The organism is Synechococcus sp. CBW1108, from assembly GCF_015840335.1.
Classification (GTDB): domain Bacteria; phylum Cyanobacteriota; class Cyanobacteriia; order PCC-6307; family Cyanobiaceae; genus Cyanobium_A.
The window spans coordinates 1,466,332-1,489,774 of sequence record NZ_CP060395.1 but is presented as its reverse complement, the minus strand read 5'-3'; the positions used below and the strand labels follow the sequence as shown (position 1 = coordinate 1,489,774).

The 23,443-nt window shown below is 61.4% G+C and carries 30 protein-coding genes and 2 pseudogenes; 20 read left to right on the top strand and 12 right to left on the bottom strand.

All coding sequences use genetic code 11. From position 1 onward, the window contains the following. Positions 1–22: 22 nt before the first annotated feature. The 5 genes from H8F27_RS07925 to H8F27_RS18005 all read right to left on the bottom strand — a co-directional run bounded on the left by H8F27_RS07925 (position 23) and on the right by H8F27_RS18005 (position 6,626). On the bottom strand, positions 23–1,240 hold the full coding sequence (locus H8F27_RS07925; RefSeq protein ID WP_197152965.1) for a calcium-binding protein: 1,218 nt from the start codon (positions 1,238–1,240) through the stop codon (positions 23–25). 145 nt (positions 1,241–1,385) lie between these two features. Then, positions 1,386–2,537 (bottom strand): HlyD family secretion protein, encoded by a 1,152-nt coding sequence (locus H8F27_RS07920; protein WP_197152963.1) that lies wholly within the window; start codon positions 2,535–2,537, stop codon positions 1,386–1,388. Further along, the gene (locus H8F27_RS07915; RefSeq protein ID WP_197152961.1) at positions 2,537–5,485 is read right to left on the bottom strand and encodes an ABC transporter transmembrane domain-containing protein; all 2,949 of its coding nucleotides are present in this window, start codon (positions 5,483–5,485) and stop codon (positions 2,537–2,539) included. The genes H8F27_RS07920 and H8F27_RS07915 overlap by 1 nt, the downstream gene beginning before the upstream one ends. Beyond that, positions 5,482–6,219 carry a peptidylprolyl isomerase gene (locus H8F27_RS07910; protein WP_197152953.1) on the bottom strand — a complete coding sequence of 246 codons (738 nt, stop codon included), beginning with the start codon at positions 6,217–6,219 and terminating at the stop codon, positions 5,482–5,484. Before H8F27_RS07910 ends, H8F27_RS07915 begins: the two co-directional genes overlap by 4 nt. A 275-nt stretch (positions 6,220–6,494) precedes the next feature. Further along, positions 6,495–6,626 carry a hypothetical protein gene (locus H8F27_RS18005; RefSeq protein ID WP_255517752.1) on the bottom strand — a complete coding sequence of 44 codons (132 nt, stop codon included), beginning with the start codon at positions 6,624–6,626 and terminating at the stop codon, positions 6,495–6,497. A 279-nt stretch (positions 6,627–6,905) separates the two neighbouring features. On the opposite strand from H8F27_RS18005, the gene H8F27_RS17545 reads away from it, so the two are divergent. From H8F27_RS17545 to H8F27_RS07845, 14 genes are all read left to right on the top strand, one after another. Then, on the top strand, positions 6,906–7,082 hold the full coding sequence (locus H8F27_RS17545) for a hypothetical protein (protein ID WP_231596594.1): 177 nt from the start codon (positions 6,906–6,908) through the stop codon (positions 7,080–7,082). A 268-nt stretch (positions 7,083–7,350) separates the two neighbouring features. Next, a complete protein-coding gene (locus H8F27_RS07900; protein ID WP_197152951.1) occupies positions 7,351–7,605 on the top strand; it encodes a hypothetical protein in 255 nt (84 codons plus the stop codon). 386 nt (positions 7,606–7,991) lie between these two features. Beyond that, complete coding sequence (locus tag H8F27_RS07895; protein WP_197152949.1) at positions 7,992–8,216, top strand: AbrB/MazE/SpoVT family DNA-binding domain-containing protein; 225 nt, start codon at positions 7,992–7,994, stop codon at positions 8,214–8,216. Beyond that, complete coding sequence (locus H8F27_RS07890; protein WP_197152948.1) at positions 8,198–8,647, top strand: putative toxin-antitoxin system toxin component, PIN family; 450 nt, start codon at positions 8,198–8,200, stop codon at positions 8,645–8,647. The genes H8F27_RS07895 and H8F27_RS07890 overlap by 19 nt, the downstream gene beginning before the upstream one ends. A gap of 141 nt (positions 8,648–8,788) precedes the next feature. Further along, positions 8,789–9,337: a hypothetical protein gene (locus H8F27_RS07885; RefSeq protein WP_197152947.1), complete on the top strand. Its 549-nt coding sequence runs from the start codon at positions 8,789–8,791 to the stop codon at positions 9,335–9,337. A 71-nt stretch (positions 9,338–9,408) separates the two neighbouring features. Next, entirely contained in the window at positions 9,409–9,564 is a 156-nt protein-coding gene (locus H8F27_RS17540) for a hypothetical protein (RefSeq protein ID WP_231596593.1), read from the top strand. A 287-nt stretch (positions 9,565–9,851) separates the two neighbouring features. Further along, positions 9,852–10,163 (top strand): type II toxin-antitoxin system Phd/YefM family antitoxin, encoded by a 312-nt coding sequence (locus tag H8F27_RS07875; protein WP_197152945.1) that lies wholly within the window; start codon positions 9,852–9,854, stop codon positions 10,161–10,163. Further along, positions 10,160–10,579 (top strand): type II toxin-antitoxin system VapC family toxin, encoded by a 420-nt coding sequence (locus H8F27_RS07870; RefSeq protein WP_231596592.1) that lies wholly within the window; start codon positions 10,160–10,162, stop codon positions 10,577–10,579. The genes H8F27_RS07875 and H8F27_RS07870 overlap by 4 nt, the downstream gene beginning before the upstream one ends. A 30-nt stretch (positions 10,580–10,609) precedes the next feature. After that, a complete protein-coding gene (locus H8F27_RS18000; RefSeq protein WP_255517751.1) occupies positions 10,610–10,732 on the top strand; it encodes a hypothetical protein in 123 nt (40 codons plus the stop codon). A gap of 281 nt (positions 10,733–11,013) precedes the next feature. Continuing rightward, entirely contained in the window at positions 11,014–11,394 is a 381-nt protein-coding gene (locus tag H8F27_RS07865) for a clan AA aspartic protease (RefSeq protein WP_197152944.1), read from the top strand. A gap of 306 nt (positions 11,395–11,700) precedes the next feature. Further along, complete coding sequence (locus H8F27_RS07860; protein ID WP_197152943.1) at positions 11,701–11,934, top strand: type II toxin-antitoxin system HicB family antitoxin; 234 nt, start codon at positions 11,701–11,703, stop codon at positions 11,932–11,934. Continuing rightward, positions 11,934–12,158, top strand: coding sequence for a type II toxin-antitoxin system HicA family toxin (locus H8F27_RS07855; protein WP_197152941.1), 225 nt, complete (start codon positions 11,934–11,936; stop codon positions 12,156–12,158). Before H8F27_RS07860 ends, H8F27_RS07855 begins: the two co-directional genes overlap by 1 nt. Positions 12,159–12,626: 468 nt before the next feature. After that, positions 12,627–12,881, top strand: a complete 255-nt coding sequence (locus H8F27_RS07850; protein WP_197152940.1) for a hypothetical protein — start codon at positions 12,627–12,629, stop codon at positions 12,879–12,881. A gap of 126 nt (positions 12,882–13,007) precedes the next feature. Next, entirely contained in the window at positions 13,008–13,595 is a 588-nt protein-coding gene (locus tag H8F27_RS07845; protein ID WP_197152938.1) for a hypothetical protein, read from the top strand. 248 nt (positions 13,596–13,843) lie between these two features. Here the strand turns inward: H8F27_RS07845 and H8F27_RS07840 are convergent, their stop codons facing one another. From H8F27_RS07840 to H8F27_RS07825, 4 genes are all read right to left on the bottom strand, one after another. After that, positions 13,844–14,644, bottom strand: coding sequence for a nucleotidyl transferase AbiEii/AbiGii toxin family protein (locus H8F27_RS07840; RefSeq protein ID WP_231596591.1), 801 nt, complete (start codon positions 14,642–14,644; stop codon positions 13,844–13,846). Continuing rightward, complete coding sequence (locus H8F27_RS07835; protein WP_197152936.1) at positions 14,641–15,300, bottom strand: hypothetical protein; 660 nt, start codon at positions 15,298–15,300, stop codon at positions 14,641–14,643. The genes H8F27_RS07840 and H8F27_RS07835 overlap by 4 nt, the downstream gene beginning before the upstream one ends. Positions 15,301–15,714: 414 nt before the next feature. Continuing rightward, positions 15,715–16,050 carry a type II toxin-antitoxin system PemK/MazF family toxin gene (locus tag H8F27_RS07830; protein WP_231596590.1) on the bottom strand — a complete coding sequence of 112 codons (336 nt, stop codon included), beginning with the start codon at positions 16,048–16,050 and terminating at the stop codon, positions 15,715–15,717. Beyond that, positions 16,047–16,283, bottom strand: coding sequence for an AbrB/MazE/SpoVT family DNA-binding domain-containing protein (locus H8F27_RS07825; protein ID WP_197152927.1), 237 nt, complete (start codon positions 16,281–16,283; stop codon positions 16,047–16,049). The genes H8F27_RS07830 and H8F27_RS07825 overlap by 4 nt, the downstream gene beginning before the upstream one ends. Before the next feature lie 566 nt (positions 16,284–16,849). On the opposite strand from H8F27_RS07825, the gene H8F27_RS07820 reads away from it, so the two are divergent. The 5 genes from H8F27_RS07820 (at position 16,850) to H8F27_RS18240 (ending at position 18,895) form a co-directional block, all read left to right on the top strand. Continuing rightward, positions 16,850–17,098: an AbrB/MazE/SpoVT family DNA-binding domain-containing protein gene (locus H8F27_RS07820; RefSeq protein WP_197152925.1), complete on the top strand. Its 249-nt coding sequence runs from the start codon at positions 16,850–16,852 to the stop codon at positions 17,096–17,098. Further along, on the top strand, positions 17,095–17,493 hold the full coding sequence (locus tag H8F27_RS07815; RefSeq protein ID WP_197152923.1) for a type II toxin-antitoxin system VapC family toxin: 399 nt from the start codon (positions 17,095–17,097) through the stop codon (positions 17,491–17,493). The genes H8F27_RS07820 and H8F27_RS07815 overlap by 4 nt, the downstream gene beginning before the upstream one ends. A 70-nt stretch (positions 17,494–17,563) precedes the next feature. Then, a complete protein-coding gene (locus H8F27_RS07810) occupies positions 17,564–17,971 on the top strand; it encodes a hypothetical protein (RefSeq protein WP_197152921.1) in 408 nt (135 codons plus the stop codon). A 522-nt stretch (positions 17,972–18,493) separates the two neighbouring features. Further along, a complete protein-coding gene (locus H8F27_RS07805; RefSeq protein ID WP_197152919.1) occupies positions 18,494–18,763 on the top strand; it encodes a type II toxin-antitoxin system ParD family antitoxin in 270 nt (89 codons plus the stop codon). A gap of 3 nt (positions 18,764–18,766) precedes the next feature. Beyond that, complete coding sequence (locus H8F27_RS18240) at positions 18,767–18,895, top strand: type II toxin-antitoxin system RelE/ParE family toxin (RefSeq protein ID WP_197152917.1); 129 nt, start codon at positions 18,767–18,769, stop codon at positions 18,893–18,895. Between the two features lie 309 nt (positions 18,896–19,204). Here the strand turns inward: H8F27_RS18240 and H8F27_RS07795 are convergent, their stop codons facing one another. Continuing rightward, positions 19,205–19,552: a PIN domain-containing protein gene (locus tag H8F27_RS07795; protein ID WP_197152915.1), complete on the bottom strand. Its 348-nt coding sequence runs from the start codon at positions 19,550–19,552 to the stop codon at positions 19,205–19,207. 40 nt (positions 19,553–19,592) lie between these two features. On the opposite strand from H8F27_RS07795, the pseudogene H8F27_RS07790 reads away from it, so the two are divergent. Continuing rightward, positions 19,593–21,208, top strand: a pseudogene (locus H8F27_RS07790) (IS3 family transposase). Between the two features lie 139 nt (positions 21,209–21,347). Here the strand turns inward: H8F27_RS07790 and H8F27_RS07785 are convergent. After that, positions 21,348–21,641, bottom strand: a complete 294-nt coding sequence (locus tag H8F27_RS07785; protein ID WP_197152907.1) for a hypothetical protein — start codon at positions 21,639–21,641, stop codon at positions 21,348–21,350. Positions 21,642–21,754: 113 nt separating this feature from the next. Next, positions 21,755–23,370: pseudogene (locus H8F27_RS07780) on the bottom strand (IS3 family transposase). Positions 23,371–23,443: the final 73 nt, after the last annotated feature.

The window sequence follows — 23,443 nt, the reverse complement described above, 5'->3', positions numbered from 1 at the left end:
CTTAAGCTGAATCGAAGAGGGATCAGATGAAGGTGTTAGCTACGATGTTGGCAGTGGAATTAACCTTAATTACGGCATCGGTAGCAAATGTATAGTTGGTGTCGGCATCGTTTAGGACCACATAACTACCAGCGAAAGAACCGGTGTTGATGGTTACAATGCCAACGCCATTTGCGATGAGATTACCATCAAATGCTGTGTCGAGGGTTGCAGCGAGGTTAGCCCCGCCTGCTATCGTCCCAGCATTGAAGATACCGCCAACTGCAGCCGCAGCTGTAACTTGAGCAGCCGCAACATCAAAACGATCGCCATTGACAGCTGGAGCAACTGCAGAGTTAGCGCTAAACTCGGTGATAGTGTCGAAACCAGTGTTCGACGTAGCTGAAGTCAGAGCCGAGTCAGTCAGAGTAGTGTAAACAAGTACGTCATTACCTAAGGCAGCAATGACGTCCGCGCCAGCGCCACCGGTGATGTTGTCGTCGCCAATACCACCATTGATTACATCAGCGCCAGTACCACCATTGATTACATCAGCGCCATCGCCACCATTAATGGTATCAATGCCATTGGATCCGGTGATAGTATCATCGCCCAGATCGCCCGAGAGATACACACCAGCAGCCGTTACACCTAGAGCAGCAGCTGCAGCGTCGGTGACAGCGGCTGCGTTAATGGTGTCGTTGCCATTACCGCCATAAACAGTTCCCGAAGCGAATCCGCTGGCAGCGAGGGTAACAAAGTCAGAACCTTTGTTGCCGTTGATAATAACCGACGAGGAGCTGTTGGCTGCACCAGCAGTTGTAGTAATCGTATCAGAATCAGCTCCGCCGTAGACGTAGGAAGCCGAAGAGGCGCCGAGGCGAATCCTATCGACACCTGTGTTGCCGTTAACGGTTGAATTGCTCAGCTGGAGTGAAGCACCAGCCAAGCCCATCTCATCATTGCCGCCGCGGCCAACAATTTCACAGTTGATTAGTGCTCCGGTTGCGTTGAAAGAGTCGTCGCCGTCGTTGGCAAGAGTTGTGCCGTCAAGAGAAACGAATGAATTCAATAGAGTGCTGGTGATGTTGACTCTATCTCCACCACCGCCCATGCGGACTACGTAATCAGTAGCGGCCTGATTGCCAGCAAGATTTACAGTGATGGTATCATCAGCGGTATTAGCGCCTACAAAAACATTGCTTTGCAATGTAACAATGGTTGCGACGTCAACCCCGGTGGTACCGACCAGGGAAGTCACGCCGTTGGAGCCGGTGACCGTTGTGAATGCCAAGGTTCTCAAAGATTGAGGTAACCCGTAGACTTTACCGGTAGCACCAACCGAGGTCAAGCGAGAGCGTCAGGGTTTTGTGACAGCTTCTAAACCGTTCATTGACGAAGCCCGCCTAAACACGCCGAAGGGAGTCGGCCTTATCCCTGAAGCCCCCCAGCAGCATCTGCAGGTAGGTGACCTTACGCAGCTTGATGTTGGCCGTCAGGCTCATGCCCACCTGCAGGGGCAGGCGCTGGCCGCTGTTGAGCTTGAGCTGCTGGCTGGCCAGCTTGATCACCGCTGGATAGCGGTATTCCTGCTCCTGCTTGGCCGGATCCGGTGGCAGCGCATCAGAGCCGATACCCTTGACAGTGCCCTGCAGCACTCCAAAGTCGGTAGCGGGGAAGGAATCGATGCTCACGTCCACCGGCATGCCCTTGCGCACAAAGCCGATGTCTGAGCTGGGGATCTCCACACTTGCCTCCAGGGCATTGAAGGGCACGATCTTCATCACTGCCTCGGTGCTCTGGGCTGCATAGCCCGGGGATTTCGGCTTGAGGTCAAACACCACCCCATCGACAGGGGAGCGGAGGGTCTGATAGCGCAGGGTGACGCTGGCTTCGCTGATCTGGCTGCGCAACTCGCTTTGTTCCGCTTCCAGCTGCTGCATCTGCTGACTGAGGATGGCCTCCTGGCGGAAGCGATCCAGCTGGCTCTGCTGCAGCTTGCCCTCGGCTTCCTGCACGGTGTTGCGTTGCTGCAACACCTGCAGCTCAGCTGAGGCTCCCACCGCAGCCAGGGAGGCCAAGCGGCTGAGAATCTGGCGTTCCAGCGCCAGCTTTTTGGTGAGCATGGTGGTTTCTTCCCGGTTCATGGCCAGGTAGCGCTGCAATTCCAGCTGTTTGAGGCCCTGCTGCTTCTGCTTGAGAGCCAGGCTCTGCCCCAGGTTTTTACTGCGTTGGCTGGATGCCTCGGTGTCGAGCCGCATCAGCGCCTGGCCTGCCTTCACCTGCTGGCCATCTTTCACCAGGATCGCCTCAGCCACACCCCCCACCGGCATCTGGATCTCTTTCACCGAGCCGATCGGTTCGAGCTTGCCTGTGGCCACCACGATTTCTTCGGTTTTGGCCAGGGCCAGCCAGGCCACGCCAAAGCTGGCCGTGCCCACCAGCCCCCAGGTGATTGCCCGCACCCAGAAGCGGGATTGCTGCAGGGCTGTTTCGTCGTGGCTGCTGACCAAAACCCGCTGCTCGATTGCGGCCTGGGCTCGCTTTAGTGGCTGCATCAGCCCGCCTCCTGCTGGCGATAAAGGGCGTAGTAACGGCCGCGCCTTTCCATCAGCTCCCCATGGCTGCCCATTTCCACAATTGCTCCCTGATGCATCATCACCACCAGATCAGCATTGCGGATCGTGGTGAGCCGGTGGGTAATGAAAAACACCGTGCACTCGCGCAGGCTCTCCAGCAGGTTGTTGCACACCTGCCGTTCGGTGTCGTAATCGAGGGCGCTGGTGGCCTCATCCATCACGAGCAATTTGGGGTTACTGAGCAGGGTGCGGGCAATGGCGATGCGTTGGCGCTGGCCGCCACTGAGGGCTGCGCCACGCTCGCCCACCGGCGTGCTGTAGCCAGATGGCAGCTGCATGATGAAGTCATGGGCGGCCGCCAGCCGGGCGGCATGCACGATCTCCTCGCTGTCGGCATCGGGCCTGGTAAGGGCAATGTTTTCTGCCACTGAGCCGGAAAAGAGCAGCGGGTCCTGGGGAACGATACCCACCTGGCGCCGCACTGAATACAGCTCCACCTTGTCGATGTCGTAGCCGTCGATCAACAGTCGGCCACTGGTGGGCGAGTAGAGCCGCGGCAAAAGTTTCATCAGGGTGCTCTTGCCGCTGCCGCTCTGGCCCACGATGCCCACAAACGTTCCCGGCTCAATGCTGAGATTGATCTGCTTGAGCACCTCTGGAGTGCCGGCCTGGAAGGTGAAGCTCACATCCTCAAACTTCACCGCCCCTTCAATCGGCGGCAGGGGAATCTTGGCCTGATCTGCCTCGCTCGATTCCTGGGGGGTGTCGATCACGTCGGCGAGCCGCTCGAAGCTCACCCGCAGCTCCTGGATGCTCTGCCAGATATTGGATAGGCGCAGCAGCGGCTGGGTGACATAGCCGGAAATGATCCGGAAGGCGATCAGCTGGCCCAAGGTGAGCTCCCCTTTGAGCACCATCGTCGCGCCCACCCACAGCACCAGCAGCTGGGAGAGTTTCTGCAGCACCTGGCCCGTTTCATTCAGCGCCGTGCCGGTGACTGTTTTTTCAAAGGTGCGAGAGATGTATTTGCCGTAGCGCTCCTGCCACTTCCAGCGGCTCACCATCTCCACGTTTTGGGCCTTCACCGTTTGGATGCCGGTGAGCACCTCCACAAGATGGCTTTGGGTGTGGGCGTTTTCCTCGGCTGCCTGGCGAAATTGCCGCCGGAATAGGGGCGCCCCCAGCACGGTGAGCCCCACCTGGATCGGCAGCACCACGAGGGCCACCAGGGTGAGAGCCCAGCTGTAAATCGCCATCACCACGATGTAGATCACCGAGAAGGCCGCATCCAGCACCGTCGTGAGGGCCGTGCCGGTGAGGAAATTGCGGATCTTCTCCAGCTCAGCAATGCGGGAGCCCAGCTCACCCACGGGCCGGCGGTCGAAATAGCCGAGCGGCAGCCGCAGCAGGTGATCGATCACCTCAGCCCCCAGCCGCTGGTCGATGCGGTTGGTGGTTTCGGCAAATAGGAAGGTGCGCAAGCTGCCCAATACCCCCTCCAGCAGGGTCACCACCACCAAACCAATACCCAGCACCTGAAGCGTGTCGAGGCTGCGCTGGGAAATCACCTTATCGATGATCACCTGGATCAGCAGCGGATTGGCCAGGCCAAACAGCTGCACCACAAACGAAGTGATCAACACCTGGGCCAGCACCCCGCGGTGGCGTTTCAGGGCGGGCCAGAACCATTCCGGGCCGAATTTCTGATTGGGCGTGGTGGTGGCCCGATCCAGCAGCAGCAGATCGATGCCCTCCGGGAAGGCCTCCTCCAGCGCAACGGGGCTGAGTTCAACCATCCCCCGCCGCGGGGAAGCCAGGGTGAGCCCTGCCGCGTTACTGCTCACCGCCAGCGCAAAACCGCCATCCCAGGCCAACAGCGACGGCGTTTGCAGCCGGATGCCCAGCTCTGCTGGCACCTTGGCATTCACCACATGCAGGCCCAGGCTGGCGCCTAGCTGGCCGCAGAGCTGCAGGGTTGGGGTCTGGCCCCGGCGCAGGCTGTCGCGCAGCACCTTTTCGATCGAATCACGGCGGAAGGGCAGCTTCATCTGGGCCGCCAGCATCTGGAAGCAGGCGAGGGTTTCCTCCAGCGGGCCTTCGCCTTTCACCAGCCGGAAGCCCGCCATCGGATCGGCCTGGCCCAGGCTGAGGCTGCTGATCGAAGGCTGGGTAGGTGCCTCAGCAATGCTGAGCGCAGCAGCTGGATCGCCGGCCCCCAGGGCTGGCCTGCCGCCCTGGGTGCGGGCGCCGAGGCCAGCGGGCAGGCTGATCACCCTCAGGCCAAAAGGTGGGCTGGCCTGGGGCAGGGGGGCAGTGGGATCGAGGGCCGTGCCCAGCTGGGCGCTGGCGCAGTTGGCGCTGGCCAGGTAGAGCTGCCGCCCTTCAGCAGCCTCCTGGAGAGCCAATGGGGTGTGGTGGGTCGCAGCGGGCAGGAGCTGGGCCTGCTTCACCAGCCGAGCCAGTTTGTTCAGCAGGGAGCGGTCTGTCTGGGCATCTTCCTTTTGCAGCAGCTCGAGCAAGGCAGCCACTTCCGCAGGCCAGAGGGCGTTGTCGCACCAGTTGCGAAAGCTGGCTTCCTGTTGATAGAGCTCCACCACCATGCTGTCACTGATGGCGGCGGCCACCACTTCGGTGGCGGCGGTGACCGTTTCGCAGGGCGCGGCCCGCAGCAGGGATGCTAAACCTATCAGATTGCCCGGCCCCAGCCGCGCCAGCGTGCTCAGGCGGCCCTGCTCACTGCCCAGCAGACGGCACTCCCCTTGCAGCAGCACGAAAACCTGGGCCGGCAGTGCATTGGCTTCGGTGAGGCTCTGGCCGATGCGGAAGCGCAGCAGCTTGATGTCTGCCTCCAGTCGCTGCTGCGCCGGTGCCGAGAGATCGCGGAAGGCAGGCAGCTGCTGCAGGGTTGCTGTGGGCGTCTGGGTCATGCCGTCGTTGTGCCCGTACCCGCCAGCTGGAGATCTCGCATCCTAAGGCTGGTCTCCTCTTTCACCCACTGCTCAAACAGCTCTGCTGCCATCTGGGTGGCGATGTTGTCGTCAAAAGTGGCCGGTGTATAGCTTTCAAGCCGGGCCACCAGCCACCAGCTCTCAATCTGGAAAGGCTGCATCAACTGGCCAGCCGGGCTGGTGCGCAGTCGCTCCGCCAGGGCCGGATGGGCCTGGGTGAGGGGCACCGGCCCCAGGATGCCCTTGGTTTGCTTCTCGGGCCCTTCCGAAAACTCTGCCGCCAGGTCGGCGAAATTGGCCTCGCCCGCATCCAGGCGCAGATACAGCTCCCTAGCCAGGTAGCCGTCCTTCACCCTCAGCAGGCTGTAAACCACCCGGTCAAGCTGGTTTTTACGGGCCAGGAAGTGGGCCTCGGCCTTGTGGCGGTAATGCTCGTTGCAGTGGGCGCGAATCCGCAGTGGCAGCTCGATCTGCCAGGTGAGATCGGCCTCGCTGAGACAGTTATTAAGTAGGTAGGCCCGTAGGGCCTCAGGCTCAGTGAGCTTTTGGTTGCGGAGAAACTGCTGCTTGGCTTGCTCCAAGGCCTCAGGCTCGGGCGATGCGTCGGCCACAGCAGCCGCCACCAGCTGGCGCTGCACCAGAAGCTGCAGCAAATTGTGCCGGCGCAGTTCCGCCAGCGCCGCTTCGGAGAAAGCGTCAAGTCGTAGGGCCATGGGGGGACATTAGGTGACCTTGCCACGGCGCTCCGCTGCTGCCCCCCCACTGCCGCTGGGTGCTGCCATCGGTGGGTTGGCTCTGCAGGAATGGAGGTGCGTGCCCTACATGGGTCTCCTGCTGCGGCCCCAGTATCCCGGTGAGCCTGGCCGATCGCCCCCGCCTGCTGGGGCTGGGCTGAAAGCGTCCAAAATCCGTACAGCTTGAACAGATTTGCAGACACCCCCAGGCAACGCGCTTGATCCAGGGTCATTCCCCTTCGAACCCTTCGGGTTCAATCAGCGAGGGAATCGAGAGCCATGGCCACCTCCGGGAAGGCAGTGATTCCACGGATGCCCTGATAGATCGCGCAGCCGCCGCCGGTTACCAGGCCACGGTTGATCCCTTGGGCCAGCAGGGAGGCCATGGGCTCAATCAGGCCTGCAGGAGGCCACCGGGGAATGCTGTTCTCCAAACCATCCCCCTCCGGGCGGCGGCATTACTACGGCCAAAACCCCCTTTAACCTCATCAGATGGGCTTGATTCACGGCATCGTTCAGCTCTCCAACCCCACCCGACCCGATGCCGTGCACCTCTGCATCCCTGAGCACATCGCCATCCAGCTGCAGCTGCGAGAGCTGGAACAGCGCGAAATGATCCTAGCCGATGGACACCGGCGCACGGTGCCCTACATGGGCCCATTGAGGTGCGCTTCGCCAACCGCCGCTGCTTCACCGGCGCCATGGTGCTCGGCAACGAGGTGCTGCTGGGGGCCATCCCCATGAAAGACATGGATCTCGTCCTGCGGCCCCAGCTGCAGTCGATCACCGTGAACCCGGAAAGCCCCAACATCCCGGTGAGTTTGGCCGCCGGCTGGGGCTGAGCTGAAAGCGTCCAAAACCCGTACAACTTGTACAGATTTGCAGACACCCCCAAATGCTGATCGACCGCGCCAATGGCAGCACCGGCTCCTGGTTGATGCCCCAGATAGCTGCTCGTGATTCCACGGATGCCCTGCTAGCTTGCCTGTACTATCCTGTATTCAGGGTTTGTGCTGGCTAAGGTGGTTTTGTGTTTTGACCGTCAAGGCTGGATCACGGTTTTTGCCGCCCTGCTCCTCGCCCCGATCACGCTGTTTACCAATTACACCCATGTCGACCTCCTGGGAGCCACTTCCGTCGACCTACCGCAGCAAGCAGGAATTCCTTGCATCGTTGCCGCCGTGGCGGCGGCTGTTGCAGAAGCTGAATTGGCATCCAACGATCGACGTCGACGTGGAGCGCTACGCGATCGAGCAAGAGATAAAGCGGCTCGACGAGATCAACGGCAAGCTCAGTGCAATCTTGTCCAGCTCCGACACCAGCTCGAACCCTCCGAACGCAACGCCAGGCGAGTCCGAGATGTGATCTCGCTGCTGGAGGAGTACGGAGGAATGGCGTGAACGCAGCCATGGCGGGCGATGAGGTGCGTCTCGGCTGCGCCCCGCCACCACCCTGATCACGGCCCAGGCGCACCTGGATCAACACTGTTCAGGAATCTGTACAGCACGTACAGATTTGCAGACACTCCCAAACAACACTGCCCGCAATTCCGCAGACGGGCCGGCGCAACCAGTGCGCTGCTGGATCTGATGCGTGCTCCGCTCCGTCACCCCCACCAGATCCAACTCGGCTAGCAGCTCCCGTAAGCAGCACGTTCATAACGGGTTGGAAAGGCCTTGGGCTGCCATGGGTAGCAGGCCAGCGGCGGCAAGGAAACTCCTAGAGTAAGGATTCCTTCGCAGGGCAGGGCCATGGTTGTTGCCAAGTGCACCAGCAAAAACCAGCTCACCCTACCCAAGGCCGTGGTGGAACAGACGGGCCAGGCCGACTACTACGACGTCACCTGCGACAACGGCCGCATCGTGCTCACGCCGCTCCACCCCGGTGGAGCCACGGCGGTGCGTGCCCGTCTGGCGGAGCTCGGGATCAGCGAAGCCGATGTGGCCGATGCAGTGAAATGGGCCCGCCAGACTTGAGCCGTGATCCGATCCGAGCGGTGCTCGACACCAATGTGTTGCTTTCAGCGCTGTTGTTCGCCAATGGCCGGCTCAGTTGGTTGCGGCCTTGCTGGCAGCGCGATGCGTTGATTCCTGTTGTGGCTGAACCCACGGTGCGAGAGCTATTACGGGTGTTGGCCTATTCCAAATTCAAACTGAACCCAGCGGATCGAGAGCGCCTACTGGAAGATCTACTGCCGTGGTGTGAAAGCTGGACGGGTTCCATCCCTGCAAGCTCCCACCGCGTGCGAGACCCCCATGATCAGGTCTTCCTTGATCTGGCTCTGGCTGCAGCCACGCCTGTGCTGGTGAGTGGCGATGCAGACTTGCTAGCCCTTCAGGGATCGGTGAATCCCCTGTTGATCCTCAGCCCAGCCGACTTCCAGGCGTGGCTGGATGGTTCCCGCTGATCAGGAAATAGTCGCCACCTTAGAAGTAAACAGATGACACTCAAGAGCTGCTGAGCAACTCCGTGGAACAGGGTCTCAACGCGGCTCCCCCAGCTACAGCCCGCTCTCCATGGCCGCAACTAGTTGTGTAGTCCTGATCAGATGGGCTTGATTCGCGGCATCGGCCAGCTCTCCAACCCCACCCGCCCCGGGGCCGTGCACCTCTGCATCCCTGAACACATCGCCATCCAGCTGCAACTGCGGGAGCTGGAACAGCGGGAGGTGATCCTGGCCAATGGACACCGCCGCACGGTGCCCTACATGGGCCCCATTGAGGTGCGCTTCGCCAACCGCCGCTGCTTCACCGGCGCCATGGTGCTCGGCAACGAGGTGCTGCTGGGGGCCATCCCCATGGAAGACATGGATCTCGTCCTGCGGCCCCAGCTGCAGTCGATCACCGTGAATCCAGAAAGCCCCAATATCCCGGTGAGCCTGGCCAAGCAGGCCGATCGCTTGACGCAAGGTCATTCCCCTTCGAACCCTTCGGGTTCAGGCAGCGAGCGCTCAATCGCGCCGCAGCAGCCCTGGCCGCAGATCAAGGCCTTGGATCCGGCCGTCCGCCTGGCCCGTGATTCCACGGATACCCCGATAGTTTGCCCGTACTATCCTGTGTTCAGGGTTTGGGCTGGCTACGGTGGTTTTGGGATTTGACCGTCAAGGCTGGATCACGATTTTCGCCGCCCTGCTCCTCGCCCTGATCACGCTGTTTACCAATTACACCCATGTCGACCTCCTGGGAGCCACTTCCGTCGACCTACCGCAGCAAGCAGGAATTCCTTGCATCGTTGCCGCCGTGGCGGCGGCTGTTGCAGAAGCTGAATTGGCATCCAACCGTCGAGCTGAAAGTGCAGCGATACGCGATCGAGCAGCGGCTGTAGCCGAAGGCCGGCGGAGCTGATAACGACTCGAGAAAGAGGACGAGCGGCTCGACGAGCTCAGCAGCAAGCTCGATGCAATCTTGTTCAGCTCCGACACCAGCTCGAACCCTCCGAACGCAACGCCAGGCGAGTCCGAGATGTGATCTCGCTGCTGGAGGAGTACGGAGGAATGGCGTGAACGCAGCCATGGCGGGCATCCCTGATGCCAAAACCCTTTTACCCTGATCAGGTGGGTTTGACACCGGGCAGCCTGACTAATATTATGGTCAGAAGCGTTCGTCGTGGCCGTGACACAGCCGGTATCCCTGTCTGAGGCCAAGGCTCAGCTGGCGGGCCTTGTGCACGCAGCCGAGGGTGGTGAGGTGGTGCACATCTCCCGCCACGGCAAACCTGTGGCGGTGTTGCTCTCCGAGCAGGCCTATGCAGCTCTCCAGGGCCAGCAGCAGCGCTCAAAGCTGTGGGGGGCCATCGCGCAATGGCGTTCGGCCGGTCAGCCCAGCCATCCAGACGACTGGCCCTTGGCTTCTGGTATGGCTGGCGAGGAGTCTGTCAACAGCTGGCGTGACCGTTCGGTCAGCCGCGAGGTGTGGCTGGCGTGAACGTTCTGCTCGACACCAACGTGTTGTCGGAACCGATGCGGGAGCGGCCGGATGCCGTGGTGATGGCAGAGCTTGAGCAGGGTGGTCACAGCCTGCAGACAGCCAGCCTGGTGATTCATGAGCTGAGCTATGGGATCCAGCGCTTGGCCGACGGCCGCAGAAAAGACCGGTTCCGCAGTTATCTGCAGAACCTGCTCTCAAGCGGCCTGCCTGTGCTGCCTTACGACAATGCTGCGGCGCTCTGGCATGGCGAACAGCGCGCTCGCCTTGAGGCACGTGGATTGCGGCCTGCCTTTGCTGATGGTCAGATCGCCGCGATTGCTGCAACCCAGGGCCTGGTGCTTGTGACACGCAACATCAGCGATTTTGCGGCGTTTGATGGGCTGCAGCTGCTCAACTGGTTCTCTTCGCCATGACGCCCCTGACAACCCTTCTACCCTGACCAGTTGGGCTTGATTCATGGCACCGTCCAGTTCTCCAACCCCACCCGCCCCGAGCTGCAGGAATGGAAGTGCGTGTCCTACATGGGTCTCCTGCTGCGGCCCCAACATCCCGGTGAGCCTGGCTGATCGCCCCCGCCGGCTGGGACTGAGCTGAAAGCGTCCAAAATCTGTACAGCCTGTACAGATTTCCTGACACCCCCAAGCAACGAGCTTGACCCTGGGTCATTCCCCTTCGAACCCTTCGGGTTCAATCAGCTAGGGCATCGAGAGCCATGGCCACGTCCGGGAAGGCCGTGATTCCAAGGATGCCCTGATAGTTCGCGCAGCAACCGCCGGTTACCAGGACACGGTTGATCCCCACCAGGCGGTGGCATTACTACGGGGAAAACCCCCTTTACCCTGACCAGATGGGCTTGATTCACGGCACAGTTCAGCTCTCCAACCCCACCCGACCCGAGCTGCAGGGAATGGAGGTGAGTGCCCTGGCCGATTCCGGGGCCGTGCACCTCTGCATCCCTGAGCACATCGCCATCCAGCTGCAGCTTCGGGAGCTGGAGCAGCGGGAGGTGATCCTGGCCGATGGACGCCGCCGCACGGTGCCCTACATGGGCCCCATTGAGGTGAGCTTCGCCAACCGCCGCTGCTTCACCGGCGCCATGGTGCTCGGCAACGAGGTGCTGCTGGGAGCCATCCCCATGGAAGACATGGATCTGGTGCTGCGGCCCCAGCTGCAGTCGATCACCGTGAACCCGGAAAGCCCCAACATCCCGGTGAGCCTGGCCAAGTAGGCCGGTCGCCTGACGCAAGGTCATTCCCCTTCGAACCCTTCGGGTTCAATCAGCGAGCGCTCAATCGCGCCGCAGCAGCCCTGGCCGCAGATTGAGGCCTTGGATCCGGCCGGCCGCCTGGCCCGTGATTCCACGGATGTCCCGCTGGTTTGCTTGTACTATCCTGTTCAGGTTTTGGGCTGGCTACGTTGGCTTTGGGATTTGACCGTCAAGGCTGGATCACGGTTTTTGCCGCCCTGCTCCTCGCCGCCAGTTACCTGGAACAATTGTCTTCCTAAATTGAAATGACCCTGCGAGACCTCCATCGTGGCTGAATGGCTCGTCAACTTTCATTTGGAGCGGCTGCCTGAGGGTGGCTACCTGGCCACCTGTGGAAGCATTCCTGGTCTGGTCGCCCAGGGGCGCACCGTGACGGAGACCCTCGAGATTGCCCGTGATGTAGCCAAAAAGCTTCACGAAGCGCGGCTTGATCGGGGTGAACTTGAATCTTCTGCTCCCCTCGCGCAGTCCTTTGAGCTTCCCGTTGTCCTCAGCGCGTAGTGGGTCGTCTGTCTGGTTATCGCTACCGCGATGTCACCAAGCGTTTGAAGCTCTTCGGCTTTGCGTTTGACCGCCAAGCAGCTGGTTCCCACGAGATCTGGTACCAACGTTCAGGCAATCGCTACACCACGATTCCGAACCACCCTGGTGACATGCCCGAGGGAACCCTTCGCGCCATCCTGCGCCAATCAGGTATCAGTGTGGAGACGTTTCTAGAGAACTGAGCTGCTAAGCAGCGTTTCTAACCATTGCCAAGGGCCTGAAGGGCCTGGCTCCAGCCGAGCGGCTACCCGTTGCCCGCTTGCTTGGTGAAACCAGCTTGATGTTTTTGGTGCATCCCACCATCACCCCTGAGCCGATGGCGGCTTCGCCCCGCCACCCCCAGCCCCGGTGAACGCCGCAATCTTCTTCGGGATGCCCTGCGCCTCACGCTTTGGTGGGCTACCGGGACCACCAGCGAGTGGCTGGTGCCCCAGGTTGTTGCCCGTAAGCGGGCGGGTTGCGGGGTTTAGGGCTTGGGTCGTGCGGCGGGCTACCCGTGAATCCACGGATGCCCTGCTAGTTTACCTGTACTATCCTGTGTTAAGGGTTTGGGCTGGCTACGGTGTTGCTTGGATTTGACCGTCAAGGCTGGATCACGGTTTTTGCCGCCCTGCTCCTCGCCCTGATCACGCTCTTTACCAATTACACCCATGTCGACCTCCTGGGAGCCGCTTCCGTCGACCTACCGCAGCAAGCAGGAATTCCTTGCATCGTTGCCGCCGTGGCGGCGGCTATTGCAGAAGCTGAATTGGCATCCAACGATCGACGTCGACGTGGAGCGCTTCGCGATCGAGCAAGAGATAAAGCGGCTCGACGAGATCAACGGCAAGCTCAGTGCAATCTTGTCCAGCTCCGACACCAGCTCGACCCCTCCGAGCGCAACGCGCAACGAGTTCGAGATGTGATCTCACTGCTGGAGGAATACGATGGATTGGCGTGAACGCAGCCATGGCGGGCAAAAAAATGCTCGGCCGATACCGCCTTAGGCGAATGCATGTACTACATGAGCCCAGCTACATCCGCTCGCTGCTGTGGCCGATCTTGCGCCAGAATCGGAATATAGACGTTGGAGGTTTCTCGGTTTCGATGGCCAGGCCTGGATGCAAGCCATCGGCGGCCTTGTGATCGGTCTCATCGCTCTCTACAGCTCCTATGACCACATCGCCTTCGGTTCAACCAAACACAAACTCAACCGGCAATGGGGCGTATGGCTCATCGCTTCCTCGCTGGCGGTTGTGGCTGTCGATGCTCAATTGGCGTCGCGATCCCGGCGTCGAGAGGAGGATCGAAGAATCCAGGACGCGTGCACACGACGCGAGGATGCGTGGGCTCGACGCCAGGATGCGTGCGCAGCAGCTGAGGATCGAAGCAGAGCAGATCAAGAACGAAGCAGAGCAGATCAAGAACGAAACCGAGCAGCTGAAGCGCGAAAACTCCAAGCTGAGGCAGCTGAACGCCAGGGGCAGGGAATTGCTCTCCTCCGCGGCGCAGCTCTACTCAGCGCCCGAGTGCAGCTCGACCCCTCCGACGAGCTCAACCGAGCAAGACTGAACGCCTACCTCGCCCTGTTGGCCGAACAGGACCGCATCGATCGGCAGGAACCGGGCGCGCAGTTCTGACCTGGCACCTGGACATGGAGAAATTTCCCTAGTTGCGGCCACCGGCGTGATCAGGCAGCCATGGCGGGCCTCCCTGCAGCCAAAACCTTTGACGCTGACCCCATGTCCGTTGAGTCGCTCGGGCCTGCGTTTGCTCAACCAAACTCCCTTCCGGCTAGACCAGCGAATCACCGAAGGGCGGCAGAGTGGGGCAGCAGGTGACCTATTGGCCGCAGACCTATCTGCGCAGAAGGCCATCGGCCTGATGTTCAGACCGTTGTGATCCGTCGGGCGAGTTGCTGGAAGTAGTCGGGCGACCAGATTGCCAACGGCTGGGGGTCTGGGATGAAGCGTTCTATGTCGATGCGGGCATTGGCTACATCCAGTCGCTCGATGCGCTCATGAAGCAACGTCTGCAACGTCGCTTCCGTGAAGGGCTGATCCGCTGGCCAATGGTCACTCTGGCGAGCCCGCTCAGCCAGATGATCGAGATGCAGGGGGACGCCCTGGCGCAGATACCACTCCAGATCAAACCAGTCGCGGCCCTTGACCCGTTGTTGCCATTGCCTGAACAGCACGGCATGCATCTTGCCGGCGAATAGATCGGGCAGGCTGAAGCATTTCACGTAACAGGAAAAGGGCTCCAGCAGGAGCTGCTCCTCGGTGCTGAATCCCAGGGGCGGGTCTGTGTCGACCTCCAATTTGATCTTCAGAATTTTTGTGCCACTTATTGCGAGTTCAACAACGGTGGAGGTTGGCTTGAGAAAGGCTGAAAGCCCAACACCGATGCCGAGGGCGGCAAATTCCTCCTCCAGCCCTCGCAGATAGGGTTGCAGTGAGAAGTGGGGAACTGGCTGCAGGAGCGAGAAATCCAGATCCTCGGAAAATCGCGGCAGCTGATGAAAGATGCGCAGACAGGTGCCGCCATAAAACGCGGCCTTGCTAAAGAAACCACGGCGGTAGAGCCCCGCCAGGGCAATCTCCTGCATCACTTCCCGCAAGGCCTGGCTCCGCGCCGCATCACTGTCGAGAGGAATCCTCTGCAGCATCTGCTCAACCACCCGGTTCATGGCGCCAGCTCCTGTTGCAGACTTTCGACCACGCTGAGCAAGGTTCCCAGTTGTCTTTGCTTGTAGCCGGTGGCCAGGCAGGCGCGGAGTTCGCACAGGTTGAGCTCGCCCAGCTGTTCGGAATCCAGCCGCAGATCTTCCATCAGCCACTGCTGCATGGCACGGCGCGACAACGCCGGTAAGGAGCGGCTGAGCACCAGCCGGTCTGCCAGCGCTTTAGCGGGGCTGGCCATGAGGAAGCTGAGCCCATCGGCTGACTGGCCCAGTTCTTGCCCCACCGCGTAGTAGCGCAGTGGCAGATGGTGATAGCTGAAGCGTCCCAGGGCATTGCTGTGTAGGTGGCCTGGCCTCGGGGTCACCGAGGTGACCTCCGCCACTCCTTCCGGTATCAGACCGTGCCAGGCCAGGGCGAAGTCGAGGGATACGTAGGAAGGGCCATAGAGGTGATTGGCCAGCAAGGGTAGGCAGGCGGGGCTGGTGCGCAGCGGCGCCCCCACCAGATACAGCCCACGACGCAGCGGTTGCAGGGCGCCCTCTCTCAGCCATTCGCTCACCTTGTCGTTAGGGCGCCGATAACCGCTGAGAGCTTCATCCAGTGCTTCCCGCGCCAGCGGTGCAGGCTTGAAGGCCTGCAGCGGATGGATTAGTTTGTGCATTCTAGGTGGCATCATCGGATTATATCCGATGATCATGCTTTCCAAAGACGGGTAGCCATGGCCTGAGTGATTCCATGGCGGCCGCAAAGTCGACCGCAAACTGCTGGGTGTTGCAACCAGCCCTTGGAAAGGGCCAGCCAGCAGCAAGCTCATGGGCCACCCGCTCCACACCCCCATGGCCAAGAGGGCATTCCCGCACCAGTTGGGCAATCACACCCCAGCAGCGGATCGAGAGCGCCTCTTAGAAGATCTACTGCCGTGGTGTGAAAGCTGGACGGGTCCCATCCCTGCAAGCTCCCACCGCGTGCGAGACCCCCATGATCAGGTCTTCCTGGATCTGGCTCTTACTGCAGCCACGCCTGTGCTGGTGAGTGGGGCTGCCGGTCGTGCGGTGCCTGGTGCAGCTACGGGTTGTTACGGGCTGCTCAACAGCGCTCCAACCAGCTGCAGCACCCGCTCCACCACCGCAATCGGAGCATTGGCAATCAGCTCAGCCTCTCGGCTGCGCCAGTCCAGGCTGCGCAGTTGATCCGCCAGCACCACCCCCTGCACCGGCCCCCCTTCCGGCAGCGCCACTTCAAATGGGTATCCCTTCACCCTGCTGGTGATGGGACACACCAAAGCAAGGCCAACCTTGCTGTTGTACGTCGATGACGACACCACCAAAGCCGGGCGGCGTCCAGCCTGTTCACGCCCACTCTGTGGTGTGAAGCTGAGCCAGATCAGAGCCCCGCGCGCCGGTGCTCTCACCACACCTCCGCACCGGTGGGCTCACCCCAGTCAGTTTCGCTGTGTTGGTTCTCAGCCGTGATCTCAGCCAGTAGGGCATCCAGGTGGATCGCCTCTGCGGGCCTGGCGAGCAAGGCACCGGCCTCCACCTTCAGCTCCATTTCACTGCCAGAGCCCACACCCAGCTCGGCGGCATAGGCCTTGGGGATCCTTAGCCCCAGGCTGTTGCCCCAGGCCTGCACCTTCACTTTCACCGCAGCTCAGCTCGAATAGCCAAAGTATATCCCGGTCGTGGCAACCAGATCCGGCCGGGCCCACCGCCTACTCCCAGCCCCAGCGAGCACCGCAAGCCCTCACTGGAGCCGGACTGGGCTTCTCCGTGATTCCAATGATGCCCACGATAGTTTAATTGTACTATCCTGTATTTAGGGATTTTGCCTCCCTGCTCCTCGCCCTGATCACGCTGTTTACCAATTACACCCATGTCGACCTCCTGGGAGGCTCTTCCATCGACCTACCGCAGCAAGCTCAGTGCAATCTTGTCCAGCTCCGGCACCAGCTCGACCCCTCCGAACGCAACTCCAGGCGAGTCCGAGATGTGATCTCATTGCTTGAGGAGTATGGCGGAATGGCGGGCTAAATCCGCAATGTGAATCGACGTAGGGTCAAATCACAGACCATCGGGTGCCACAGAAGCCAATCTGATCGGCAAGGCAAAAACGCCTTACAATCAAGATTGAAGGTGCGCATTGCAATGGTCGAGCCCCCAACGCAAAGGCGCAAGCGATCGCGGTCCCTCACCGTCACCCGAAAAGGGCAGGTGACGCTGCGCAAGGATCTACTGGCCCATCTGGGCATTCAGCCTGGCCAGCGCATTGATGTGGAGGTGCTGCCTGGCGGCCGGCTGGAGCTGCACGCCGAGCAAGCCACCGGCAGCATCAACAGCTTCATCGGCCTACTGGCAGGCCGCAGCAGCCACTGCGCAAGCTTGGAGGAGCTGAGTAAGGCCGCCGCCGCCGGCTGGGCCGGGCTCGGCGACGCAAACGCCCAGCCCAGCAAAAGCCCATGAAAATCACGGCCGACACCAACGTGCTGGTGCGCGCCCTGGTGCAGGACGATCCCGAGCAGGCCAAATCAGCCAGTGCGCTGCTGGAGCAGGCGGAGCTGGTGGCGATCCCCCTGCCTGTGTTGTGCGAACTGGTTTGGGTGCTACGCCGTGTCTACCGCTTCTCCAACCACGACTGCGTCAGCGCTATCGAAGCGCTGTTTGCCAGCAGCAGCGTGGTGGCCGATCGACCGGCCGTGACAGCCGGGCTCAAGCTGTTCGCATCGGGCGGCGATTTCGCCGATGGCGTGATCGCTTTCGGTGGACGACAGCTGGGCAGCCAGCAGCTAGCCACCTTCGACCGCGAAGCAGCGCGCCTGCTGAGCGAAGCCGGCGAACCCGTGCATCTGCTGCGGTGATGCGCGCACACCCAAATAACTCTCTGCGTGGAACTTGGCTGGAGGGCTGGCGCAGCGGAGTTGAAGCGCCTTGCCCTGGATCTGGCCGCAGCGTGAAAAGCCGATAGGCCCGGCTCCGGTCAGCGCCGATCGGCTCGAGGGCCTGGAGTTCCACCAGCTCACTGAGATCCCGCCAGGCCGTGGCCCGGTTTACCGTGGTGAATCCAATCGTTTTACCCAGGGTCATCCCCCCTTCAAACCCTTCGGGTTCTGCATCGAGCAGCCGGTTGAGCAGCTTCTGCTGCCGCGCGTTAAAGCCGCTGTGGCGGTGGCGCCACCAAAAAAGCGCCTTGGCCTGCACTGCTGCCACCACCGCCTGGTTGGCGTGGGCCGCTGCAGCCACCGCGGAGGCCGCCCAGGGCTGAGGGGTGCCGTGCGAGATCCGGCCATCCGCCCGGTCCGCGATTCCACGGATGCCCTGCTAGTTTGCCTGTACTAACCTGTATTCAGGGTTTGGGCTGGCTACGGTGGCTTTGGGATTTGACCGTCAAGGCTGGATCACGGTTTTCGCCGCAGTGCTCCTCGCCCTGATCACACTTTTTACCAATTACACCCATGTCGACCTCCTGGGAGCCACTTCCGTCGACCTACCGCAGCAAGCAGGAATTCCTTGCATCGTTGCCGCCGTGCCGGCGGCCATAGAACAGCAAGTTGGCATCCAACGATCGATACAAGCGTGCAGCAATACGAGCTCGAGCAGAGAATTCTGCAGATGAGGAGAGAAGACGAGCAGAGGAGGCAAGAGGACGAGCGGCTACGGAAGCTCGACGAGCGTTTCGACGAGCTCAGCAGCAAGCTCAGTGCAATCTTGTCCAGCACAGGCACCAGCTCGACCCCTCCGAACGCAATGCCAGGCGAGTCCGAGACGTGATTTCGCTGCTGGAGGAGTACGGGGGAATGGCTTGAACGTCCTGACGCTGCCGCGGCGCTCAGGCCGGTGGCCTCGTGAGCGCCGCTGGTGATGCCTTCCAGTTACGTCGTTGGTTCCCATTTCGAGCAGTTCATCAAGGATCAGATCAGTGGTGGCCGCTACGCAAGTGCCAGCGAGGTTGTGCGTGATGCCCTGAGACTCCTCGAGCAAGAAGAGCAGCGTCATGCAGCAGCTCTGGCAGCCCTTCGCGCAGACGTGCGCCACGGACTGGACAGCGGGCCAGGGCAGAGCGCTGAAACTGTGTTTCAGAGGCTCGAGCAGAAGTACAGCAACCATTCCGCTGTGTTGGTTGAGCCTTGATTGATGGAGGTTGTCTTTTCTCAGCAGGCTGAATTGGATCTAGAAGAGATCGCAGACACCATCGCGATCGACAGCGCACCTGCAGCTATTCGGTTTATCCAAGCCATCCGAGAGCACTGCGCTCGGTCTTGACATCCGTTGCTGTGTTCAGCAGCGCTTCTTGATCCTGTTTCAGCCTGGTGCTTCGTCTTTGCTTTTGGTTCGCATTCTCCACGTCAGCCGTGATCTCCCTTCATTGGCCTCTATCGATCAGGTCTGAGCCGGCTTGAGTCGATCACGGTGAGCCTGGCTGATCGCCGCCGCCGGCTGGGACTGAGCTGAAAGCATCCAAAATCTGTACAACCTATACAGATTGCCTGACACCCCCAAGCAACGCGCTTGATCGAGAGGAATGGCCACGTCCGATGCCACCTATGGAAAGAAATGATCCTTGCGCTGAGCTCAACGGATCAGACGCAGCCGCAACCCCGCAATGCGTTCAAAATCGCCATCGCCACTGAGCATCACCGCGTCTTGGCCCAGTTGCAGGCAACAGGCCGCCTGCAGGGCATCGGGGGTGCGGAGCCCATGGTGGGCTCGCAACGTTGTGGCCTGCTCCACCACCGCTGGGCTGAGCTCTTGCCACAGCAAATCGCTGCGGGCGAAAAAGCCATCGAAGCGCTCCAAACTTGACTGATCCCAGCGCCGTAGGGGCCCCACGCGGCATTCCAGAACACTGAGGCGGCTAAGGGCAATCGCCAGCTGGGGGTGCCCATCAGCAAGGGCCCCCGGTTTCAGGAAAGATGTCACCCCTTTGATCCATCCATCCGGGGGCTTGAGGACATGACCAATGCGCCGATACAGCGAGGCCGTTAAGGCTGATGTGAGGAGACGGATGCACCCGCCCCACAGGCAGAGCGTGGCCCGGATTTCAGAGGAGCTGGGCATTCACGTGATGACCCTCTACAAATGGAGGAAGGCCTGGCGGTTGCAGGGAGAGGTGGTGCCGGCATCCGAGAAGGAACCAGAGGGCTGGAACGCCGCCGACAAGTTCACGGTGGTGCTGGAAAGCGCCGGGCTCAATGCCACCGAACTCAGCGCCTACTGCCGCGAGCGGGGCCTGTTCCCTGAGCAGGTGAGCCGTTGGCGGCAGGCGGCCCAGGATGCCAACGCCAAGCCGGTGCTGACGATGGCCGAACAGAAGGAGCTCGAGAAGCTCCGCGCCCAGGACCAGCGGGAGATCAAAGCCCTCAGAAAGGAACTGCAGCGCAAGGAGAAGGCCATGGCGGAGATGGCGGCTTTGCTGGTGCTGCAAAAAAAGTGGGATGCCTTCTGTTCGGAGGACGCGGAAGGCTGACCAGCGCCGTGCACCGGCGGAAGGTGATCGAGCTGATCGGGGAGGCCAATGCTGCGGGCGCCGGCCTGGTGAGGGCCTGTGGTGTGATCGGCATCTGCCTGCGCACCCTCAAACGCTGGCGGAAGGCCTTCCTGGGTGATGGGGACGGCGTGGATCGCCGTAAAGGCAGTGCTCGCCTGGTGGGTCACCGCCTGAGCGAGGAAGAGCGCCAGCGAATCCTGCTGACGTGCAACCAGCCGGAGTACGCCGCGCTGCCGCCAGGGCAGATCGTGCCGGCACTGTCCGATCAAAAGCTCTTTATTGGTTCAGAGAGCAGCTTCTATCGGGTGCTGCACCAGGCGGGTCAGTGCCACCGCCGGGGGAGGGCCAGGCTGCCTCAAGAACCGCGCTCGGTGCCGCGCCTCAGGGCGGATGGCCCGAACCAGGTTTGGAGCTGGGACATCAGCTTCCTGCCGACCACGGTGCGGGGTGTGTGGCTCTACCTCTACCTGGTGATCGACGTCTGGAGCCGCAAAGTGGTGGCATGGGATGTGGCCGAGGTGGAGTCGGCTCAGATCGCCGCGGATCTGGTGCAGCGGGCCTGCCTCAAGGAGCGCTACCACCGCCCCAACGGCTTTGGCCGCCGCCAGTGCCAGCAGCAGCCACTAATCCTCCACGCCGACAACGGCAATGCAATGCGCGGGGCGACGCTGGAATCACGGCTCGAGGAGATGGGCGTGCTCAGATCCTTCTCCCGGCCAAGGGTCTCAAACGACAACCCATACTCGGAATCCCTTTTCCGTACGGTCAAATACCGCCCCGACTACCCCAGCCGGCCATTCGCCAACAAAGAGGAGGCCTGTGAATGGGTGGCAGCATTTGTGGATTGGTACAACCACCGGCACCACCACAGCGCGATCAAATTCGTGACGCCCCACCAGCGCCACAGTGGAGCTGCCAAGGCCATTTGCCAGCAGCGCACTGATGTCTACGAGGCCGCCCGCCGTGCCAATCCAACGCGCTGGAGCGGTGCCACCCGCTGCTGGAGTCAACCGGCAGAAGTGTGGATAAACAAGCCAACAGAAGAGCCCGATCCGGTCCTGGCGCTACCCTTAATCAAGGCCGCCTGAATGGCAGCCAAGGAGTGACAACTTTCCTGAAAGTCACCGGGGCCTGCAGCTCATGCTTGACCGCCGAGGCCCAAGGTGGCTCACCCTCAAGCAGGTAAATAAGGGCACTGGCATCGAGAAAGGCAATCACGGCAGCCACTCACCAGTCGCGCTCGGCAGCCAGCTCAGCGTCAATGGTTGCTTTACTGCGCGGCTGGGGCGCCTGAGGTTGCATCAACAACCACTCCAAAGCCGATGTTTCGGGCCTGACGGCCTGATCAGCCTGACGTTGCAGCTGCCGGTAGTGCTGCTCGCTCAACACCACCGCAGCAGGCTGATTACGTTTCAACAGGTGCACTGGTCCGCGCTGAAGGGCTTGTTCGATCGCCACGATGCCGCGGCGCTTGAGCTCGGCAGAGGTAAGCACATTGGCCAGGAGGTTCGGGTCTGCCATTGCGACATGCCAATCGATACCTTCACTTTAGTACTGAAAACCATACGGGCTGCCATGGTCATGCGCGGCTAGCCCGGTGACTTTCAGGAAAGTTGTCACTCCTTGGCTGCCATTCAGGCGGCCTTGATTAAGGGTAGCGCCAGGACCGGATCGGGCTCTTCTGTTGGCTTGTTTATCCACACTTCTGCCGGTTGACTCCAGCAGCGGGTGGCACCGCTCCAGCGCGTTGGATTGGCACGGCGGGCGGCCTCGTAGACATCAGTGCGCTGCTGGCAAATGGCCTTGGCAGCTCCACTGTGGCGCTGGTGGGGCGTCACGAATTTGATCGCGCTGTGGTGGTGCCGGTGGTTGTACCAATCCACAAATGCTGCCACCCATTCACAGGCCTCCTCTTTGTTGGCGAATGGCCGGCTGGGGTAGTCGGGGCGGTATTTGACCGTACGGAAAAGGGATTCCGAGTATGGGTTGTCGTTTGAGACCCTTGGCCGGGAGAAGGATCTGAGCACGCCCATCTCCTCGAGCCGTGATTCCAGCGTCGCCCCGCGCATTGCATTGCCGTTGTCGGCGTGGAGGATTAGTGGCTGCTGCTGGCACTGGCGGCGGCCAAAGCCGTTGGGGCGGTGGTAGCGCTCCTTGAGGCAGGCCCGCTGCACCAGATCCGCGGCGATCTGAGCCGACTCCACCTCGGCCACATCCCAGGCCACCACTTTGCGGCTCCAGACGTCGATCACCAGGTAGAGGTAGAGCCACACACCCCGCACCGTGGTCGGCAGGAAGCTGATGTCCCAGCTCCAAACCTGGTTCGGGCCATCCGCCCTGAGGCGCGGCACCGAGCGCGGTTCTTGAGGCAGCCTGGCCCTCCCCCGGCGGTGGCACTGACCCGCCTGGTGCAGCACCCGATAGAAGCTGCTCTCTGAACCAATAAAGAGCTTTTGATCGGACAGTGCCGGCACGATCTGCCCTGGCGGCAGCGCGGCGTACTCCGGCTGGTTGCACGTCAGCAGGATTCGCTGGCGCTCTTCCTCGCTCAGGCGGTGACCCACCAGCCGAGCACTGCCTTTACGGCGATCCACGCCGTCCCCATCACCCAGGAAGGCCTTCCGCCAGCGTTTGAGGGTGCGCAGGCAGATGCCGATCACACCACAGGCCCTCACCAGGCCGGCGCCCGCAGCATTGGCCTCCCCGATCAGCTCGATCACCTTCCGCCGGTGCACGGCGCTGGTCAGCCTTCCGCGTCCTCCGAACAGAAGGCATCCCACTTTTTTTGCAGCACCAGCAAAGCCGCCATCTCCGCCATGGCCTTCTCCTTGCGCTGCAGTTCCTTTCTGAGGGCTTTGATCTCCCGCTGGTCCTGGGCGCGGAGCTTCTCGAGCTCCTTCTGTTCGGCCATCGTCAGCACCGGCTTGGCGTTGGCATCCTGGGCCGCCTGCCGCCAACGGCTCACCTGCTCAGGGAACAGGCCCCGCTCGCGGCAGTAGGCGCTGAGTTCGGTGGCATTGAGCCCGGCGCTTTCCAGCACCACCGTGAACTTGTCGGCGGCGTTCCAGCCCTCTGGTTCCTTCTCGGATGCCGGCACCACCTCTCCCTGCAACCGCCAGGCCTTCCTCCATTTGTAGAGGGTCATCACGTGAATGCCCAGCTCCTCTGAAATCCGGGCCACGCTCTGCCTGTGGGGCGGGTGCATCCGTCTCCTCACATCAGCCTTAACGGCCTCGCTGTATCGGCGCATTGGTCATGTCCTCAAGCCCCCGGATGGATGGATCAAAGGGGTGACATCTTTCCTGAAACCGGGGGGCCAGGAG

Bases quoted from the DNA above. Each gene is read 5' to 3' on its own strand.
- H8F27_RS07850 (WP_197152940.1), top strand. From the start codon at position 12,627: ATGTCGACCTCCTGGGAGCCGCTTCCGTCGACCTACCGCAGCAAGCAG.
- H8F27_RS07815 (WP_197152923.1), top strand. From the start codon at position 17,095: ATGAAAATCACGGCCGACACCAACGTGCTGGTGCGCGCCCTGGTGCAG.
- H8F27_RS07910 (WP_197152953.1), bottom strand. From the start codon at position 6,219: ATGGCCCTACGACTTGACGCTTTCTCCGAAGCGGCGCTGGCGGAACTG.
- H8F27_RS17540 (WP_231596593.1), top strand. From the start codon at position 9,409: ATGTCGACCTCCTGGGAGCCACTTCCGTCGACCTACCGCAGCAAGCAG.
- H8F27_RS07895 (WP_197152949.1), top strand. From the start codon at position 7,992: ATGGTTGTTGCCAAGTGCACCAGCAAAAACCAGCTCACCCTACCCAAG.
- H8F27_RS07865 (WP_197152944.1), top strand. From the start codon at position 11,014: ATGGGCTTGATTCACGGCACAGTTCAGCTCTCCAACCCCACCCGACCC.
- H8F27_RS07915 (WP_197152961.1), bottom strand. From the start codon at position 5,485: ATGACCCAGACGCCCACAGCAACCCTGCAGCAGCTGCCTGCCTTCCGC.
- H8F27_RS18005 (WP_255517752.1), bottom strand. From the start codon at position 6,626: ATGGCCTCCCTGCTGGCCCAAGGGATCAACCGTGGCCTGGTAACCGGC.
- H8F27_RS07900 (WP_197152951.1), top strand. From the start codon at position 7,351: ATGTCGACCTCCTGGGAGCCACTTCCGTCGACCTACCGCAGCAAGCAG.
- H8F27_RS18240 (WP_197152917.1), top strand. From the start codon at position 18,767: ATGGAGGTTGTCTTTTCTCAGCAGGCTGAATTGGATCTAGAAGAGATC.
- H8F27_RS07890 (WP_197152948.1), top strand. From the start codon at position 8,198: ATGGGCCCGCCAGACTTGAGCCGTGATCCGATCCGAGCGGTGCTCGAC.
- H8F27_RS07920 (WP_197152963.1), bottom strand. From the start codon at position 2,537: ATGCAGCCACTAAAGCGAGCCCAGGCCGCAATCGAGCAGCGGGTTTTG.
- H8F27_RS07840 (WP_231596591.1), bottom strand. From the start codon at position 14,644: ATGAACCGGGTGGTTGAGCAGATGCTGCAGAGGATTCCTCTCGACAGT.
- H8F27_RS07885 (WP_197152947.1), top strand. From the start codon at position 8,789: ATGGGCTTGATTCGCGGCATCGGCCAGCTCTCCAACCCCACCCGCCCC.
- H8F27_RS07785 (WP_197152907.1), bottom strand. From the start codon at position 21,641: ATGGCAGACCCGAACCTCCTGGCCAATGTGCTTACCTCTGCCGAGCTC.
- H8F27_RS07805 (WP_197152919.1), top strand. From the start codon at position 18,494: ATGCCTTCCAGTTACGTCGTTGGTTCCCATTTCGAGCAGTTCATCAAG.
- H8F27_RS07835 (WP_197152936.1), bottom strand. From the start codon at position 15,300: ATGCACAAACTAATCCATCCGCTGCAGGCCTTCAAGCCTGCACCGCTG.